The sequence below is a fragment of the Pseudomonas sp. 2995-1 genome, from assembly GCF_002742505.1.
In the GTDB taxonomy this organism is placed as follows: Bacteria; Pseudomonadota; Gammaproteobacteria; order Pseudomonadales; family Pseudomonadaceae; genus Aquipseudomonas; species Aquipseudomonas sivasensis.
Genome location: NZ_LJSA01000332.1, coordinates 265532 through 281738, shown reverse-complemented (window position 1 = coordinate 281738; position 16207 = coordinate 265532). Strand labels below are relative to the sequence as shown.

At 60.2% G+C, this 16207-nt stretch carries 14 protein-coding genes; 5 read left to right on the top strand and 9 right to left on the bottom strand.

What is annotated here, in order from left to right:
• Positions 1-139: 139 nt before the first annotated feature.
• Positions 140-1981, bottom strand: coding sequence for a dihydroxy-acid dehydratase (ilvD, locus tag AOA61_RS10280; RefSeq protein WP_032884175.1), 1842 nt, complete (start codon positions 1979-1981; stop codon positions 140-142).
• Between the two features lie 281 nt (positions 1982-2262).
• Between ilvD and AOA61_RS10275 the strand changes: the two genes are divergently transcribed.
• Entirely contained in the window at positions 2263-3996 is a 1734-nt protein-coding gene (locus AOA61_RS10275) for a DUF4153 domain-containing protein (RefSeq protein WP_032884173.1), read from the top strand.
• Here AOA61_RS10275 and AOA61_RS10270 read toward each other — a convergent pair.
• Together AOA61_RS10270 and AOA61_RS10265 are read right to left on the bottom strand one after the other, a co-directional pair.
• A complete protein-coding gene (locus AOA61_RS10270) occupies positions 3993-5153 on the bottom strand; it encodes an MFS transporter (protein WP_099601703.1) in 1161 nt (386 codons plus the stop codon). The two genes, AOA61_RS10275 and AOA61_RS10270, sit on opposite strands and share 4 nt — an antisense overlap.
• A 250-nt stretch (positions 5154-5403) precedes the next feature.
• Positions 5404-6600 (bottom strand): class I SAM-dependent rRNA methyltransferase, encoded by a 1197-nt coding sequence (locus tag AOA61_RS10265; protein WP_053127951.1) that lies wholly within the window; start codon positions 6598-6600, stop codon positions 5404-5406.
• Between the two features lie 169 nt (positions 6601-6769).
• On the opposite strand from AOA61_RS10265, the gene AOA61_RS10260 reads away from it, so the two are divergent.
• Both AOA61_RS10260 and mutM read left to right on the top strand, forming a co-directional pair.
• Complete coding sequence (locus AOA61_RS10260; RefSeq protein ID WP_032884170.1) at positions 6770-7636, top strand: HDOD domain-containing protein; 867 nt, start codon at positions 6770-6772, stop codon at positions 7634-7636.
• 22 nt (positions 7637-7658) lie between these two features.
• Positions 7659-8471 (top strand): bifunctional DNA-formamidopyrimidine glycosylase/DNA-(apurinic or apyrimidinic site) lyase, encoded by an 813-nt coding sequence (gene mutM / locus AOA61_RS10255; protein ID WP_095185142.1) that lies wholly within the window; start codon positions 7659-7661, stop codon positions 8469-8471.
• 117 nt (positions 8472-8588) lie between these two features.
• On the opposite strand, the gene AOA61_RS10250 is transcribed toward mutM, so the two are convergent.
• The 5 genes from AOA61_RS10250 to AOA61_RS10230 all read right to left on the bottom strand — a co-directional run bounded on the left by AOA61_RS10250 (position 8589) and on the right by AOA61_RS10230 (position 13321).
• A complete protein-coding gene (locus AOA61_RS10250) occupies positions 8589-8840 on the bottom strand; it encodes a YfhL family 4Fe-4S dicluster ferredoxin (RefSeq protein WP_032884168.1) in 252 nt (83 codons plus the stop codon).
• Positions 8841-9101: 261 nt separating this feature from the next.
• Complete coding sequence (gene coaD, locus AOA61_RS10245) at positions 9102-9581, bottom strand: pantetheine-phosphate adenylyltransferase (RefSeq protein WP_003176711.1); 480 nt, start codon at positions 9579-9581, stop codon at positions 9102-9104.
• Positions 9582-9684: 103 nt separating this feature from the next.
• Positions 9685-11280 carry a GMC family oxidoreductase gene (locus tag AOA61_RS10240; protein WP_099601702.1) on the bottom strand — a complete coding sequence of 532 codons (1596 nt, stop codon included), beginning with the start codon at positions 11278-11280 and terminating at the stop codon, positions 9685-9687.
• Between the two features lie 39 nt (positions 11281-11319).
• Positions 11320-11865 carry a twin-arginine translocation pathway signal protein gene (locus AOA61_RS10235; protein ID WP_099601701.1) on the bottom strand — a complete coding sequence of 182 codons (546 nt, stop codon included), beginning with the start codon at positions 11863-11865 and terminating at the stop codon, positions 11320-11322.
• A 28-nt stretch (positions 11866-11893) separates the two neighbouring features.
• On the bottom strand, positions 11894-13321 hold the full coding sequence (locus AOA61_RS10230) for a coniferyl aldehyde dehydrogenase (protein ID WP_099601700.1): 1428 nt from the start codon (positions 13319-13321) through the stop codon (positions 11894-11896).
• 146 nt (positions 13322-13467) lie between these two features.
• Between AOA61_RS10230 and AOA61_RS10225 the strand changes: the two genes are divergently transcribed.
• On the top strand, positions 13468-14139 hold the full coding sequence (locus tag AOA61_RS10225) for a TetR/AcrR family transcriptional regulator (RefSeq protein ID WP_095185138.1): 672 nt from the start codon (positions 13468-13470) through the stop codon (positions 14137-14139).
• A gap of 31 nt (positions 14140-14170) precedes the next feature.
• Complete coding sequence (locus tag AOA61_RS10220; protein ID WP_095185137.1) at positions 14171-15025, top strand: sulfurtransferase; 855 nt, start codon at positions 14171-14173, stop codon at positions 15023-15025.
• Positions 15026-15145: 120 nt separating this feature from the next.
• On the opposite strand, the gene AOA61_RS10215 is transcribed toward AOA61_RS10220, so the two are convergent.
• Complete coding sequence (locus tag AOA61_RS10215; protein WP_099601699.1) at positions 15146-16141, bottom strand: hydrolase; 996 nt, start codon at positions 16139-16141, stop codon at positions 15146-15148.
• Between the last annotated feature and the right edge of the window lie 66 nt (positions 16142-16207).

The following is a 16207-nucleotide window of genomic DNA, read 5'->3' as shown; positions in this document are numbered from 1 at the left end:
CCAGTCGGTGCATGTGTTGACTGACCCATCTATATCGGGAGCAAGCCCCCTCCCACATTGTGATCCTCAGTGTTTTGGAGAATTGCTCCAGGCAAAAAAATGCCCCGCACTTGGCGGGGCATTTTTATAGGGGCGAGGCTTACAGGCCGTCGAGCATCGCCTTGTTACGCACAGCACCCTTATCGGCGCTGGTGGCCAGCAGGGCGTAAGCCTTCAGCGCCGTGGTGACTTTGCGCGGACGCTTCTCCACTGGCTTCCAGCCTTTCTTGTCCTGCTCGACGCGGCGTGCAGCCAGTTCTTCATCGCTGATCAACAGGTTGATCGAACGGTTCGGAATGTCGATCAGCACCTTGTCGCCATCCTGCACCAGGCCAATCGCGCCACCGGCAGCGGCTTCTGGCGAAGCATGGCCGATGGACAGGCCCGAGGTGCCGCCGGAGAAGCGGCCGTCGGTCAGCAGGGCGCAGGCTTTGCCCAGGCCTTTGGATTTCAGGTAGGACGTCGGGTAGAGCATCTCCTGCATACCCGGGCCGCCTTTCGGGCCTTCGTAGCGGATGATCACGATGTCGCCTTCTTTCACTTCGTCGGCGAGGATGCCGCGAACCGAGCTGTCCTGGCTTTCGTAGATCTTGGCGCGACCTTCGAAGACGTGGATGGACTCATCCACACCGGCGGTTTTCACCACACAGCCATCGAGGGCGATGTTGCCGTAGAGCACGGCCAGGCCGCCTTCTTGGGAGTAGGCGTGTTCGACACTGCGGATGCAGCCGTTTTCACGATCGTCGTCCAGGGTGTCCCAACGGGTCGACTGGCTGAACGCAGTCTGAGTCGGGATGCCCGCCGGGCCGGCCTTGAAGAAGGTATGCACGGCTTCATCGTCAGTCTGGGTGATGTCCCACTTGGCGATGCCTTCGGCGAGGGACTTGCTGTGCACGGTCGGCAGGTCAGTGTGCAGCAGGCCGCCACGGGCCAGAGAGCCTAAGATCGAGAAGATCCCGCCGGCGCGGTGCACGTCTTCCATGTGGTACTTCTGGATGTTCGGCGCGACTTTGCACAGTTGCGGCACGTGACGGGACAGGCGGTCGATGTCGCGCAGGTCGAAATCGATCTCGGCTTCCTGGGCGGCGGCCAGCAAGTGCAGGATGGTATTGGTGGAACCGCCCATGGCGATGTCCAGGGTCATGGCGTTTTCGAACGCCTTGAAGTTGGCGATGTTGCGCGGCAATACCGAGTCATCGTTCTCGGTGTAGTAACGCTTGCACAGCTCGACGATGGTGCGGCCGGCCTGCAGGAACAGCTGCTCGCGGTCGCTGTGGGTCGCCAGGGTCGAACCGTTGCCCGGCAACGCCAGGCCCAGGGCTTCGACCAGGCAGTTCATCGAGTTGGCGGTAAACATGCCGGAGCACGAACCGCAGGTCGGACAGGCGCTGCGCTCGTATTCCGCAACCTTCTCGTCAGAAGCGCTGGAATCGGCGGCGATGACCATGGCGTCGACCAGGTCCAGGCCATGGGAGGCGAGCTTGGTCTTGCCGGCTTCCATCGGGCCGCCGGAGACGAAGATCACCGGGATGTTCAGGCGCAGGGAGGCCATCAGCATGCCGGGGGTGATCTTGTCGCAGTTGGAGATGCAGACGATGGCGTCGGCGCAGTGGGCGTTGACCATGTACTCCACGGAGTCGGCGATGATCTCGCGGCTTGGCAGCGAGTACAGCATGCCGTCATGGCCCATGGCGATGCCGTCATCCACGGCGATGGTGTTGAATTCTTTTGCTACGCCGCCAGCGCGTTCGATCTCGCGGGCGACCAGTTGGCCCAGGTCCTTGAGGTGGACGTGGCCCGGTACGAACTGGGTAAAAGAGTTGGCAATCGCGATGATCGGCTTCTTGAAGTCGTCATCTTTCATCCCCGTGGCACGCCACAGTGCGCGCGCGCCGGCCATGTTGCGGCCGTGGGTGGATGTTTTCGAGCGGTAATCAGGCATTGGAGCACTCCGGGCGGCTAATCGGTATCAAAGGGGAGTGAGCTTCTAGTGACGTCTGGAACACCCGAAAAATGGCCCTGGTGTCCGGAAGTTGCCGCAAACGTGACGGGATCGCCGTGCGCATTGGCCTTGAGCTCATAAACCCGCCGGGGGATGACTGGCGATGAATAGGGCCGATTCTACACCGCTGGCGGCTGGAGGGAACGGGGCAATACTCATGTCCGTGGGCTTTGTTTAGACTAGCGACCCTTTGCCCCCCACCCCCCTCCAAAGGAATTGGAATGCCCGGTATCCATCGTTTTCTTGGGTTTTACCTGCTGATCGGTCTGATCCAAGGAATCGTCTTCAATTACTCCGATCAGCTCTATCGCTTGAGCGAAACTCTGTTTTTTGTCACCTACACCGTTGTGTTGGTCGGCGGTACCACCTTGCAGTTGCTGGGGGAAAAAGCCCTGCGGTGGCGGTCGCTGCTACCTACGCTGGCGTTCACCCTGTTGATGGGCGGCATGACGCTGTGGGTCTGTTACGGCCTCGACCATGTCGGCAATAGCCGTTGGGCGATCAATTCCTGGTTTATCAGCGTGATGTTGTTGAGTTATGTCTGTGCCACGTTTCTGTTCGCCTGGCCCGCCGAAAAAGGGCAGCGCTGGCGTTATGAGGACCTGTTTCAGCAGGCCTGGAACAGCGTGTTCATCGTGCTGTACGCCCTGATCCTGGTGGGGGTGTTCATGTTGTTGCTCAAGCTATGGGGCCGACTGTTCCTGATGCTGGGCATCGAATTTTTTGAGCATCACTTCTGGAGCCAGCGATTCCTGTGCATCAGCTTGCCGTTGGTGTTCGCCCTGGGCATGTACCTGGCGGCGCGCAGCGAGAAAGTCATCGGCCAGATGCGCGGCATGCTGTTCAGCGCCTGTGGCTTGTTGTTGCCGTTGATCGCCCTGATCAGTCTGCTGTTTACCCTGACTTTACCGTTCACCGGGCTCCAACGAATTTGGGCGACGGGTTATTCAACGCCCATTCTGCTGGTGCTGGCAGGTGCGCAGCTGTTCTTGCTCAACGGTGTTTTTCAGGAGGGTATTCAGCCTCGGCCGTACCCCAAATGGTTAACGCGTTTTATCGAGTTGAGCCTGCTGTGTCTGCCGATTCTCGCCGCCATCGCGTTTTATTCGAGCTGGCTGCGGGTGGAGCAATATGCCTTGTCGCCACAACGCTTCATTGCGCTGGCGGCGGCGCTATTGTGTGGCTTGTATGGCCTGGCGGCCGTTTGGGCGGTGGTGTTGCGTTCGCCGATCTGGCTCGCCAACTTGCGGGTGACCAACCCGGCCCTGGCGTTGCTGTTTTGTGGGCTGGTGGTGTTGGTCAATACGCCGATCCTCGATCCGGTACGTTTGAGCGTCGACGATCAGGTCCGGCGTTTGCTCGACGGGCGCACCAAGGCTGAAGCGTTCGATGCGGACTACTTGCGGTTTGGCCTGGAGAAAGCAGGCGAGGAGGCGTTTGCAAAGTTGCAGGTCGACTTGGATCAGGAACGCATTCTGGACCCGGATTCACGCCGCGCCTTGCGTGAGCGGATGGACGACACGGCGCTGAGTTTCACCGAGCGCTATGCAAAGGAACAGGCGGAGCGGCCCAAGCCCGAACTGGAATGGATCGGCCCGGAGCCCAAAGGTAGCGAGCAATTTGCCGAGCTCAGCCTGAGCACGGACTCCCCTTGCGAGTTGGGTTGCGTGCTGTGGGCGGTCGACCTGGATCAGGATGGCCAACCCGAAGTGCTGGCAATGCCGAGCACCAGTTATCGTCACGACTCCAAGCCGCCACGCATTTTCGTGCTGGATGAGAAGGGCGAATGGGACGATCGTGGTCCGTTGTTGTGGACGCAGCTGCCGGACGGTTATGTCGACACGGAGACGCTGATCCACGATATCCGCGAAGGAAAGGTTTCGCTGGTCAAACCCCGTTATTTGCAGTTGCAGACCAGCGATATGCTGCTTACGCCGGTGATTCGGGAGCCTTAGCGGCCCGCACGGCTGTTGGTCATCAGCCCCCACAGGCTGAGCACAAGGAACCCGATGGCGATGGTGATGAGCAGATAATCGCCGGCCTGGGCCAGTGCGGCGCTGCTGATGGCCGCCGTGAGAAACATGATGCTGTTCCCGGCCGATGCGGCGGTGCCCGCACTGCTTGAGAACAACAGCATCGCTGCGGAAATCGCAGCAGGCCGAACCAGGGTGACGGCCAGGGCGCTGATCAGCATTGGGATGAGCAAGGTCACGGTGCTGATGGCTTTCAGGCTCACGATCAGGGTTAACAGTGCGCCAGCAACGAGCAGTAGTCCGAGACCGATGTTGATTTGCCGGGACAGCGTCATGCGTTTTTGCAGGTGCGAGGCTGCGACGCCCCCGAGCAGGTAGGCCACGCCATACACCATCAGCACCAACGCATATTGGTACTCGGACAGCTTCAGCGCATCCATGAAAATCAGCGGTGTCACGCTGATCAAGGCGAAATAGCAGGCAAACACCAGGGCGGCGATCCACCAATAGCGCAGAAAGTCGCGATTGGCGGCGACTGCTTTGAGCGTGCCCGGGATCGAAACGGGTACGCGGTGCGGGCTGGCAGCCTGGGAAGGCAGAATGCAGAACGCATGGATCAACATGCCCAATGCCATGAGCGCAAACCCATAGAAGCTCCCTTGCCAGTCGAAGGTGGTTTGCAGCCAGGAGCCGATCAGTGGCGCTAGGGCGACAAACGAGCCGCTCAGGGTCATGTAATAGAGGCGTACCCGGGCTCGGTCCTGTTCATCGAACAGGTCTTCCACCAGTGCATGGCCCAACACGAAGAAGCCGCAGCCCATGGCCTGCACCGTGCGAAACAGCAGGAACGTCAGGTAATCCGGGGCCATTGCGCAGCCTATCGCCCCGAGGATCGACAGCGTGATGCAGCCGAGCAGCACTTCCTTGCGGCCCCATTTATCCGACAGCGGGCCAGTGACCAGTTGGGAGATCGAAAACACCAAAGTGAACAGGCTGATGGACAGTGCGATGTCTGCGCTGGGCGTATCGAACTGGGCAGACAGGGCGGGAAAAGAGGGCAGCAGGATATTGATCGGGAAGAAGCTGATCAGGGAAATGCAGGTGATTAGGATGAAGCGGGAGAGAGACGGCCCAGACATTGTTTTTGTTTTCCGGAGTAAAACCAGAAACCGATACTAGTCTGCGAAAAGTGGAATTCAATCAAAAGCGTTGAGAGAAATTTCCTGAGTAGACGTGGCTTGCTTGGGTAGGAAAAGTTTTCACGGCAACCACAAAACAAATGTGGGAGGGGGCTTGCCCCCGATTGCGTAGTGTCAGCCCCCTATTAGCTGGCTGACACACGGCTATCGGGAGCAAGCCCCCTCCCACATTTTTATCTGTGCTTGCCTGTTAGCTATTCGGCAACAACCGGCACGTAATGCTCTTGATGTACCGCGTCTCGACAATTGCCGGGTGCACCGGGTGATCCGGACCCTGGCCGCCACGCTCAAGCATCTGGATATTGCGGTCCAGATGACGGGCGCTGGTCAGCAGAATGTTCTGCAGGTCGTCTTCCGGCAGGTGCATGGAGCACGAGGCGCTGACCAGGATGCCGTCCTTGCTGAGCAGACGCATGGCTTGCTCGTTCAGGCGGCGGTAGGCGCCTTCGCCGTTCTTCATGTCTTTTTTGCGTTTGATGAAGGCCGGTGGGTCGGCGACGATCACGTCGAAACGCTCTTCGCTGGCTTTCAGTTCTTTCAGCGCTTCGAAGACGTCGCCTTCGATGCAGGTCATTTTTTCGGCAACGCCGTTCAGCGCAGCGTTGCGCTCTACGCCGTCGAGGGCGAAGGCGGAAGCGTCGACGCAGAACACTTCACTGGCGCCAAAGGCTGCTGCTTGCACGCCCCAGCCGCCGATGTAGCTGTACAGGTCGAGTACGCGTTTGCCTTTGGCGTATGGGGCCAGGCGTGCGCGGTTCATGCGGTGGTCATAGAACCAGCCGGTTTTCTGGCCTTGGATCACTGGGGCTTCGAATTTCACGCCGTTTTCTTCCAGCGCGACCCACTCAGGCACCAGGCCGAACACGGTTTCGACGTAGCGGTTGAGGCCTTCGGCGTCGCGCGCGGCGGAGTCGTTCTTGAACAGGATGCCGCTCGGCTTGAGCACTTGGGTCAGTGCGGCGATCACGTCTTCCTTATGGGCTTCCATGGTCGCCGAAGCGATCTGCACCACCAGGATGTCGCCGAAACGGTCGACTACCAGGCCCGGCAGCAGGTCGGAATCGCCGTAGACCAGGCGGTAGAACGGCTTGTCGAACAGGCGATCACGCAGGGACAGGGCAACGTTGATGCGGTGCACCAGCAGCGACTTGTCCAGCGGCAACTTGATGTCGCGCGACAGCAGGCGTGCGCAGATCAGGTTATTCGGGCTCATGGCCACGATGCCCAGGGTCTTGCCGCCGGCCGCTTCCAGGATAGCCTGGTCGCCTGCCTGGAAGCCGTGAAGAGGTGTGGCGGCCACATCGATTTCGTTGCTGTAGACCCACAGGTGGCCGTTGCGCAAACGACGATCGGCGTTGGCTTTGAGACGCAGGCTTGGCAGGGACATGACGTCGCTCCGGAAAAAAGAGCGGGAGTATACCTTGTTGCGTAGGAAATCGCGGCGCCGCCGGACATGTGGCCAGCACCCAAATTTGGTCCGGCTCCATCCGGTTTTTGAGGTGTCGGTCAGCTTTGCTTAGGGGGTAGAATCCTCGCCTAGCCCAGAGTGTGTACTTATGTCCCAAGAGCTTTCCGCCGAACAGATCCAGCAGGCCCTGCAAGGCATCAGCGTACCGCCCCAACCGCAAATCATGGTGGATTTGCAAATGGAGCAGTACATGCCTGACCCGGACCTGGAAGTGATCGCACGGTTGATCTCCCAGGATCCCGGCCTGTCCGGCGCGTTGCTGAAGATTGTCAACTCACCGTATTACGGCCTGAGCAACAAGATTGCCTCGATCCAGCGCGCAGTGAACCTGTTGGGCAGCCGGTCGATCATCAACCTGATCAACGCGCAGTCGATCAGGGGCGAGATGAGCGACGACACCATCGTCACCCTCAACCGCTTCTGGGACACCGCCCAGGATGTGGCCATGACCTGCCTCACACTGGCCAAGCGCACGGGTTCCCAGACCGTAGACGAGGCCTATGCCTTGGGCTTGTTCCACGATTGCGGGGTGCCGTTGATGCTCAAGCGCTTCCCCAACTATATGACCGTGCTGGAGCAGGCCTACGCCAATGCCGGCCCTGACTGCCGCGTGGTCGACACCGAGAACAATGCGTTCAACACCAACCATGCGGTGGTTGGCTACTACACCGCCAAGTCCTGGCGCCTGCCGGAACATGTGACCGATGCCATCGCCAACCACCACAACGCCCTGGCGGTTTTCAGCGATGAGTCGTCGCGCAACCCGCAGGTGAAGAACCTGCTGGCAATCCTGAAGATGGCCGAGCACATCTGTTCGTCCTACCGGGTGCTGGGCAACCAGTCGGTTGACCATGAGTGGAACGCCATCGGCCCTCTGGTGCTGGACTACGTGGGCCTGTCGGATTACGACTTCGAGAGTATGAAGTTGTCGATCCGCGAACTGGGCGCGCACTGACTCCCCCCTTCAAGAGGTACACATGCCCGAGTTACCAGAAGTCGAAACCACCCGGCGCGGGATTGCGCCGCACCTGGAAGGCCAGCGCGTCAGCCGCGTAGTGGTACGTGAGCGGCGCCTGCGCTGGCCAATCCCGGAAGACTTGGACGTGCGCCTGTCCGGGCAGCGCATCGTGCTGGTAGAGCGGCGGGCCAAGTACCTGTTGATCAATGCCGAGGTGGGCACCTTGATCAGCCACTTGGGCATGTCAGGCAATTTGCGCCTGGTGGAAGTCGGTATGCCAGCGGCCAAGCATGAGCATGTGGATATCGAGCTGGAATCGGGCATGGCCCTGCGCTACACCGACCCACGGCGCTTTGGCGCGATGCTCTGGAGCCAGGATCCGCACAACCATGAGTTGCTGATCCGTCTGGGGCCGGAGCCGTTGACGGACCTGTTTGATGGCGAGCGCTTGTTTCAACTGTCCCGCAGGCGGTCGATGGCGGTTAAGCCGTTCATCATGGACAACGCGGTGGTGGTGGGCGTGGGCAATATCTATGCGACGGAAGCGCTGTTTGCGGCGGGGATTGATCCGCGTCGTGAGGCGGGTGGTATTTCACGCGGGCGGTATTTGAAGCTGGCGATTGAGATCAAACGCGTGCTGGCGGCTGCCATTGAGCGGGGCGGCACCACGTTGCGGGACTTTATCGGCGGGGACGGGCAGCCGGGGTATTTCCAGCAGGAGTTGTTCGTCTACGGCCGGGGTGGCGAGGCGTGCAAGGTCTGTGGGACTGAGCTGCGCAACGTGGTGCTGGGGCAGCGGGCGAGTGTGTTTTGCCCCAAGTGCCAGAGCTGATTGTTGTGTGATGGCGGATATAACCATCGGGGGCAAGCCCCCTCCCACATTTGAAATGCATTACAAGTGTGGGAGGGGGCTTGCCCCCGATAAGGCCCTGACAGGCGCTGAAGAACCTCAGGCCTTACCGGTAATCTTCCGGTACTTCTCCATCAGTTCCTCTTCAGTCTCCGGACGCGCCTCATCCAGCGGAATGCAATCCACCGGGCACACCTGTTGGCACTGAGGTTCGTCATAGTGGCCGACACACTGGGTGCACAGGTTCGGATCGATCACGTAGATCTCCTCACCTTGGGAAATGGCAGCGTTCGGGCACTCGGGTTCGCAGACGTCGCAATTGATGCAATCGTCGGTGATGATCAGGGACATGGAAACTCCTGCCAGGGCTGTCAGCCAGGGCATCTGAAAACTAATGCGCGCAATTGTGCCGCATTGGCGCCCGCAGTGCGAGCCGGTCTGACTTGTGGCTTTTGATTTTTGTGGTGAGCGGGCTTGCCCCTCGCTGGGCTGCGAAGCGGCCCCAATCCAGGCGACCGGGGTTCACCTAAAGCTACGCAGTGCTCTTATTGGGGGCTTCTCAGCCCGGCGCGGGGCAAGCCCGCTCACTACAGGTAAACCGGCAAACCTCGGCTACTTCTTGAAGCGCAGCGTCAGCGCGTCCGCCACGGCAGGGTGCACGAACTTGGTGATATCTCCGCCCAAAGCAGCGATTTCACGGACTAAAGTCGAGGAAATGAACGAATAACGTTCCGAAGGCGTGAGGAACAGGCTCTCAACGTCCGGCGCCAGTTGGCGGTTCATGTTGGCCAGTTGGAATTCGTATTCGAAGTCCGATACCGCACGTAGGCCGCGCAGGAACACATTGGCGTTCTGCTCTTTGGCGAAGTGCGCCAGCAGCGTCGAAAAGCCCACGACTTCGACGTTAGGCAGGTGCTTGGTGACCTCACGCGCCAGCTCCACGCGCTGTTCCAGGGGAAACAGCGGGTTTTTCTTGGGGCTGGCCGCGACCGCGATGATCACATGGTCGAACAAGCGAGAGGCGCGTTCGACCAGATCGCCATGGCCTTTGGTAATCGGGTCGAAGGTTCCTGGGTACAACACTCGGTTCATCGCGTCGTCCTGGCGGAGTCCGTTGGGGAACCGGATGGTATCGCAGCCATCCCGGTCGGCCAAGTCGACTTATGTAGATACATGCCGCTGATCGAGCGTTTTTTCATGCTGTTTTCAGACGTTCGGCCAATGCTGTGGCCAGTTGGGCGGTCAATCCGTACACCGACAATTGGGGGTTGGCCCCAATGCTGGTGGGGAATAACGAGCCATCGTGGATCGACAGATTACGTAATTGGTGATGGCGACCCAGGCTGTCGGTCACGGCGTTTTTCGGGTCTTCGCCCATCGCACAACCGCCCATCACATGGGCGCTGCCCAGGGTCGTGCGATGCAGTTCCAGGTTCAAACCGTCAATCAGTTCGCGGGCTTGCGCCAAGGTGTTTACGTAACGCGCATCGTGATGCAGCGGCTTGACCGACTTGGCGCCCGCTGCAAACTGAATTTCGGCCATGCTGTGAAAGGCCCGGCGCAGGCCGTCCCAGGCGTAGGGTGAAACTTGATAATCGAGAACGGGAGTGCCGTCGCCGCGCAAATCTACCGTTCCACCAGGGCTGTCGGGGTGAAAACCGTCGCGCAAAAGGGCGAGCATGGCGTGAGTATTCGGCAATTGGCTCATGTCCAGCGCATTCCCGGTGCCGTAGCCGCCGAACAGCGTGCTGGCCAATCCTGGGTGTAAGGGCGGCGCTTCCAGCTTGTAGGACATTTTGCCGGTCGTGCCGTCCTGCCATTGGAAGTGATCGGAGTAGATCGACTGCGGTGCACCGTAGAATGGGTTGATCACCTCGTCGAACAACCCGGCGGAGAAATTCACAAGGTGCAAAAAGGTGCGCTTGCCCAAGCGCGAGTGCGGGTCGGGTGCGTCCGAGCGCATCAGCAACGCCGGGCTGTTGATACCGCCGCCCGACAGCACGTAGTGTTTTGCCTTGACTGTGATCTTGCGCCCGGTCGGCGATACGCAGCGCTCATCCATGGCCACGCATTCCAGGCTGCTGATGGTGTCGCCGCTGTATTTGAGGTGTTCGGCGCGGGCCAGGTAGAGCAACTCGCCGCCTTTCTCCAGGGTGGACGGTATGGTGGTCACCAGCATCGATTGCTTGGCATTGACCGGGCAACCCATGCCGCAATAGCCCAGGTTGAAACAGCCACGCACATTGCGCGGGATCACATGCCAGCTGTAGCCAAGTTTTTCGCAGCCTTTGCGGATCACGTCATTGTTGGCGTTCGGCGGCATGGCCCAAGGCGCGATGCCCAGGCGTTGTTCCATTTTTTCGAACCACGGCGCCATCTCGGCGCTGCTGTGGCCTTTGACCGCGTATTCACTGGCCCAGTGAGAGAGGGTGGCGTCCGGGGTGCGGAAGCTGGAGGTCCAGTTGATCAACGTGGTGCCGCCCACTGCCCGACCCTGCAGGATAGTAATCGCGCCGTCCTTGCTCATGCGGCCGATGCCTTCCTGATACAGGCTGGTGTAGGCCTCGTCCTCCAGCAACTTGAAATCGCTGCTGGTCTTGAGTGGGCCTTCCTCGATCAGCAGCACTTTATAGCCGGCAGCGCTGAGGATCTCGGCCGTGGTGCCGCCACCGGCGCCGCTGCCGATGATGGCGATGTCGGCTTCCAGCGTCAGGTCATTGTCGAGGGCGGCGCCGTTGTGGGTTTTCCAGCCACGGGCCAGGCCTTCGCGGAACAGATCGGGTACGGGCATCAGGATCGTCTCTTGTTTTTATTGTTGAGGGGATGCGGATCAGATCTTCGGCGGGCCGGGATAGCCGCAATGGGCCCAGGATGCGGGCTGGAAGTACCAGGCCATGATCACCAGCTTGAGCAATGAGCCCTGGCCCATGCGCAGCAGGTTCAGGTAGCTGTTTTCCCAGCGGTGCAGGAAGTTGTGGATCTGCTCTGTGCTGGCGTTCTCCCAACTGCCCCAGATACCGGTCAACGGACCTCGGGTGATGGCCATGCCCAATACGTCGAACAGCTGCTGGGTGAGCTTGAACATCTCGGGCGACAGGCGCTGCAGGCTGAAATCGAGTTTTTTCAGAGTGTCTTCAACGCCGTTGGCAACTTCCTGGGCGCTGGCTACACCTTCCAGCAATACCGGAATGACCGCGCGTAAAAACGGCAGATCGCTGCTGCGCAACAGGGCAAAGCCGCTGGCCGGTGTGCTGCTGGAACAGCCGCTGAGGCTGGCGCCAAGCCCGGCGGTGGCGAGGAAGGCGCTGGCGCACAGGCCTATTTTCAAGACGCCGCGCCGCGACAGCGTGGGTGAATCAGTCAGGCTAGGGTTCATTGTTATTGTTATCCCGTGGGTGGCGGTGTCAGCGAACGAACAGCTTCTGGATCAGCTTCTGAATAGCCTTGCCATAAGGCGGGTAGATCAACTTAGCGGCGTTCAGGCGCTGCTTCACCAGCACACCCTTAGCCTTGCTGAAGGTCAGGAAACCTTCATGCCCGTGGTAATGGCCCATGCCCGAAGGGCCGATGCCGCCAAATGGCATGTCGTCCTGGGCCACGTGCAGCAGGGTGTCGTTCAGGCACACGCCGCCGGAATGGGTCTCGTGCAGCACTCTGTTCTGTTCGCCCTTGTCGTAGCCGAAGTAATACAGAGCAAGCGGGCGAGGGCGTTGGTTGATGTAGGCAAACGCCTGGTCGATACCGCGATACGGCACGATCGGCAGCACTGGGCCGAAGATCTCGTCCTGCATCACAGTCATGTCGTCGCTGACATCCAGCAGCAGGCTGTGGGCCATGCGGCGCGCCTGGCCTTGCTCGTACAGCGGAATCAGCGTCGCGCCTTTATCGGTGGCGTCCTTGACGTAGCTGTTGAGCCGAGCCAATTGCCGTTCATTGATGATTGCGGTGTAGTCCGGGTTGTCTGCCAGGGTCGGATAAAATCCGCGAACGGCTTTGCTGTAAGCCTCGACGAAGCCCTCGACACGGTCTTCCGGCACCAGCACGTAATCCGGCGCCACACAGGTTTGCCCGGCATTCAATGCTTTGCCGAAGGCGATGCGTTCGGCGGCGTCCTTGAGCGGTACATCGGCGGAAACGATGGCTGGCGACTTGCCGCCCAGCTCCAGGGTGACCGGCGTGAGGTGCTCGGCCGCTGCGCGCATCACGTGTTTGCCGATACTGGTGGCGCCGGTGAACAGCAGGTGGTCGAAGCGCAGCTTGGAAAACGCCATGCCCACGTCGGCTTCACCCAACACCACGCACACCAGATCCTCGGGGAAGATTTTCGCCAACAGGGTTTTGAGTAATTCGCCGGTGGCGGGAGTGGACTCGCTGAGCTTGAGCATCACCCGGTTACCTGCCGCCAACGCGCCGACTAACGGCCCAATGGCCAGGTACAGCGGGTAGTTCCACGGCACGATCACCCCGACCACGCCCAGCGGTTGGTAAATGACCTTGGCTGAGGCCGGTTGAAAGGCAATGCCTACAGCACGGCGGGAAGGTTTCATCCAACCTTTGAGGTGTTTGCTGGCGTAGTGAATGCCATGCAGGCTTGGCATCAATTCGGCGAAAAGGGTCTCGTCGGCGCTGCGGTGGCTGAAGTCCTGGCTGATTGCGTTGATCAGCGCCTGACGCTCGTCGCTGAGCAGGTCGCGCAGGGCCTTGAGCCATTGCTGGCGTTGTGCTGCCGGCGGCATGGGGTTGGCGGCGTAGGCGCGACGTTGAGCGTCGAACAGGCCCTGGAGCTGATCCAGCACCTGGGAATCTTGCAGGTAGGCAGCGTTGGCAGACATGGCGCAGCACCGATTGTTATTGGTCTGTCTGGATTTTTAGAGTCATTGCTCTAAATTGTCAAATAACATTGCGGCAACATGCAGATTTATCCTGGCAAGGATAGGTCGTAAGATGCGCCATCACGTGTATAGAAGCTGATTCCCCTATGGCACCACGAGTAAAGACCAGCGAGCGCATTGTGCAAACCAGCCTGGAGCTTTTTAACCAGCAGGGTGAGCGCAGTATCAGCACCAACCATATCGCAGCCCATATGGAAATTTCGCCGGGCAACCTGTACTACCACTTCCCCAACAAGCAGGCGATCATCGCCGTGCTGTTCCGTGAATACGAAGCGCTGGTAGACAGTTTTCTGCGTCCGCCACAGGGGCGCGCCGCGACGGTTCAAGACAAACGTTTCTACCTGCAGGCCCTGCTGGCCGGGATGTGGCGCTATCGCTTCCTGCATCGCGACCTTGAACATCTGCTGGAGAGCGATCCCGAGCTCGCCACCGGTTATCGGCGCTTTTCCCAGCGTTGCCTGACCCAAGGCAATGCGATCTACCGGGGGTTCGTCGACGCTGGCATCCTCAATATGGACCCTGTTCAAACCGAAGCACTGACCCTCAACGCCTGGATCATCCTCACCTCGTGGGTGCGTTTTCTGTGCACCACCAATGAAAATTCTGCCCATTTGAGTGCCGAAGCCATCAAGCGCGGGGTGTATCAGGTGCTGGTGCTGGAGGCCGGTTTTGTCACGCCTCAGGCGAAAGAGGACGTGGATGCGCTGTTCAAAGAGTTTTACGTGCCGCTGAACCAGGCACTGGAAGAAGTGAAGTAGGCCTTTCCCACTGCATTCGTAGGAGTTCGTCATGCCGCTTGCCCAACTGATCAGTCCCCAGCAATTGGCCGAGCGCCAGAAGTCGACCGGGCTGGTGATCCTGGACTGTCGTTTTGCCCTGGAAGACCCGGATTACGGACTTTGCAGCTACGCCGAAGGGCATATCGACGGCGCGCAATATGCCGACCTGGAACGCCATCTCAGCGGCCCGGTAATCAAGGGAGTGACCGGTCGCCACCCATTGCCGGCGGCGGACACTTTTGCCGAGCAATTGCGGGCCTGGGGCATCCATGCCACTACCGACGTGGTGCTCTATGACGACGGCCCCGGCGCATTTGCCGCCCGCGCCTGGTGGCTGCTGGCCTGGCTGGGCAAGCGCGATGGCGTGTTTATCCTGGATGGCGGCCTCAAGGCCTGGCATGTAGCTGGTTTCCCGTTGAGCCTGGACGCGCCGGTGACAGAGCCTGGCACCTTCGCGGGTACGCCGGACAATCATCTGTTGCTGGACGCCGAACACCTGCAAAAACGCTTGGGCCAACCCGGCCTGACCTTGATCGATGCCCGTGCCCAAGCGCGTTTTCGCGGTGACGTTGAACCTATTGATCCGATTGCCGGGCATATCCCCGGTGCGCAATGTGCGGCGTTCAACGAAAACCTGGGCAGCGATGGACGTTTCCTGCCGGCCGACCAACTCAGGCAACGCTTCGCCGCGCAGTTGCAAGGCCGCTCGCCGGAAGATCTGGTGGCGTACTGCGGCTCGGGTGTGACGGCCTGCCACAACCTGTTCGCCCTGAGTCTGGCGGGTTATCCGTTGGGCAAGTTGTATGCGGGGTCGTGGAGCGAGTGGATTACCGATCCTGCGCGGGCAATTGCGACTGGCGACTGATTTACCGGTCGTGTAAACCCAATCCAAATGTGGGAGGGGGCTTGTCCTCGATTACGGAGTATCAGTCGACACATTATTGACTGTTCCACCGCAATCGGGGGCGAGCCCCCTCCCACATGTTTAACCGTGTTTTGACAGTAACCATTGGGGAATACGCCGCTCCAGGTAGTAGCTGGGGCGTTTCAGTGAGCCATCGACGAAGCCCACGTGCCCACCTTTGGCCGTCAGCTCAAACTCGGTGCACGCCGACAGCTCGCTGGCCTCGGGCAAGCTGTGGGCGAATACGAACGGGTCGTCGGCAGCCTGGATAATCAACGTCGGCGTGCGTATAGCACCCAGGTAGTAGCGACTCGACGCGCGGCGGTAATAGTCCTCGGCACTCAAAAAACCGTGCAGCGGCGCCGTGACCCGGCCATCGAAGTCCCAGAAGGTACGCATCTTCTCCAGTGAGCCGAGCGCATCCAGGGTTTTCAACCCGTCCTCCCGACCATCCTGCAAAAACTGACGCTGCTTGACGCGGATATACGCGAGCATCTCGCGCATGAAGTGCTTCTGGTAAACGCGCGAGAAGCCTATCCCGATGCGGTCCGCACACTGGTCCAGGCGAAACGGCACCGACACCGCCGCCGCGCCTTGCAGCCCGGATGCCTCGCCGGTTTCCCCCAGGTGCTTAAGCAGCACATTGCCACCCAGCGAATAACCCACCGCATACAGCGGCGCCAGCGGCCGCTTGGCGCGTAGATGCGCAATGGCGGCGGCCAGGTCTTCGCTGGCGCCCGAGTGATAGCTGCGGGCCAACAGGTTGGGCTCGCCCGAGCAACCACGCCAGTTCAAGGCCGCACTGGCCCAGCCTTGCGCTGCGAGGACTTTTTGCAGGCCGGCTACATAGGGGGAATTGGACGAGCCGGTCAGCCCATGCAGCACCAGCACCAACGGCGCCTGCGCGTCATGCGGGCCATGCCAGTCGAGGTCGAGAAAGTCGCCGTCTTCCAGCCACAGGCGTTCGCGTTGGCGTTCGATATGGGTGGTAGGGCGCCACAGCGGCCCCCACAGGGTTTGCAGGTGAGGGTTGCCGAGGCCGAAGGCGGGGGTGAATTTTTCAGAGGAAGGGGTCATGCAGATCTCTGTGGCAAGCGCGTTTGCTGTGGTGAGCAGGCTTCTGTGGTGAGCGGGCTGGCCCCG

Bases quoted from the DNA above. Each gene is read 5' to 3' on its own strand.
- AOA61_RS10235 (WP_099601701.1), bottom strand. From the start codon at position 11,865: ATGAACCCTAGCCTGACTGATTCACCCACGCTGTCGCGGCGCGGCGTC.
- AOA61_RS10215 (WP_099601699.1), bottom strand. From the start codon at position 16,141: ATGACCCCTTCCTCTGAAAAATTCACCCCCGCCTTCGGCCTCGGCAAC.
- AOA61_RS10275 (WP_032884173.1), top strand. From the start codon at position 2,263: ATGCCCGGTATCCATCGTTTTCTTGGGTTTTACCTGCTGATCGGTCTG.
- ilvD (WP_032884175.1), bottom strand. From the start codon at position 1,981: ATGCCTGATTACCGCTCGAAAACATCCACCCACGGCCGCAACATGGCC.
- mutM (WP_095185142.1), top strand. From the start codon at position 7,659: ATGCCCGAGTTACCAGAAGTCGAAACCACCCGGCGCGGGATTGCGCCG.
- AOA61_RS10270 (WP_099601703.1), bottom strand. From the start codon at position 5,153: ATGTCTGGGCCGTCTCTCTCCCGCTTCATCCTAATCACCTGCATTTCC.
- AOA61_RS10225 (WP_095185138.1), top strand. From the start codon at position 13,468: ATGGCACCACGAGTAAAGACCAGCGAGCGCATTGTGCAAACCAGCCTG.
- coaD (WP_003176711.1), bottom strand. From the start codon at position 9,581: ATGAACCGAGTGTTGTACCCAGGAACCTTCGACCCGATTACCAAAGGC.
- AOA61_RS10230 (WP_099601700.1), bottom strand. From the start codon at position 13,321: ATGTCTGCCAACGCTGCCTACCTGCAAGATTCCCAGGTGCTGGATCAG.
- AOA61_RS10250 (WP_032884168.1), bottom strand. From the start codon at position 8,840: ATGTCCCTGATCATCACCGACGATTGCATCAATTGCGACGTCTGCGAA.
- AOA61_RS10240 (WP_099601702.1), bottom strand. From the start codon at position 11,280: ATGCCCGTACCCGATCTGTTCCGCGAAGGCCTGGCCCGTGGCTGGAAA.
- AOA61_RS10260 (WP_032884170.1), top strand. From the start codon at position 6,770: ATGTCCCAAGAGCTTTCCGCCGAACAGATCCAGCAGGCCCTGCAAGGC.
- AOA61_RS10265 (WP_053127951.1), bottom strand. From the start codon at position 6,600: ATGTCCCTGCCAAGCCTGCGTCTCAAAGCCAACGCCGATCGTCGTTTG.
- AOA61_RS10220 (WP_095185137.1), top strand. From the start codon at position 14,171: ATGCCGCTTGCCCAACTGATCAGTCCCCAGCAATTGGCCGAGCGCCAG.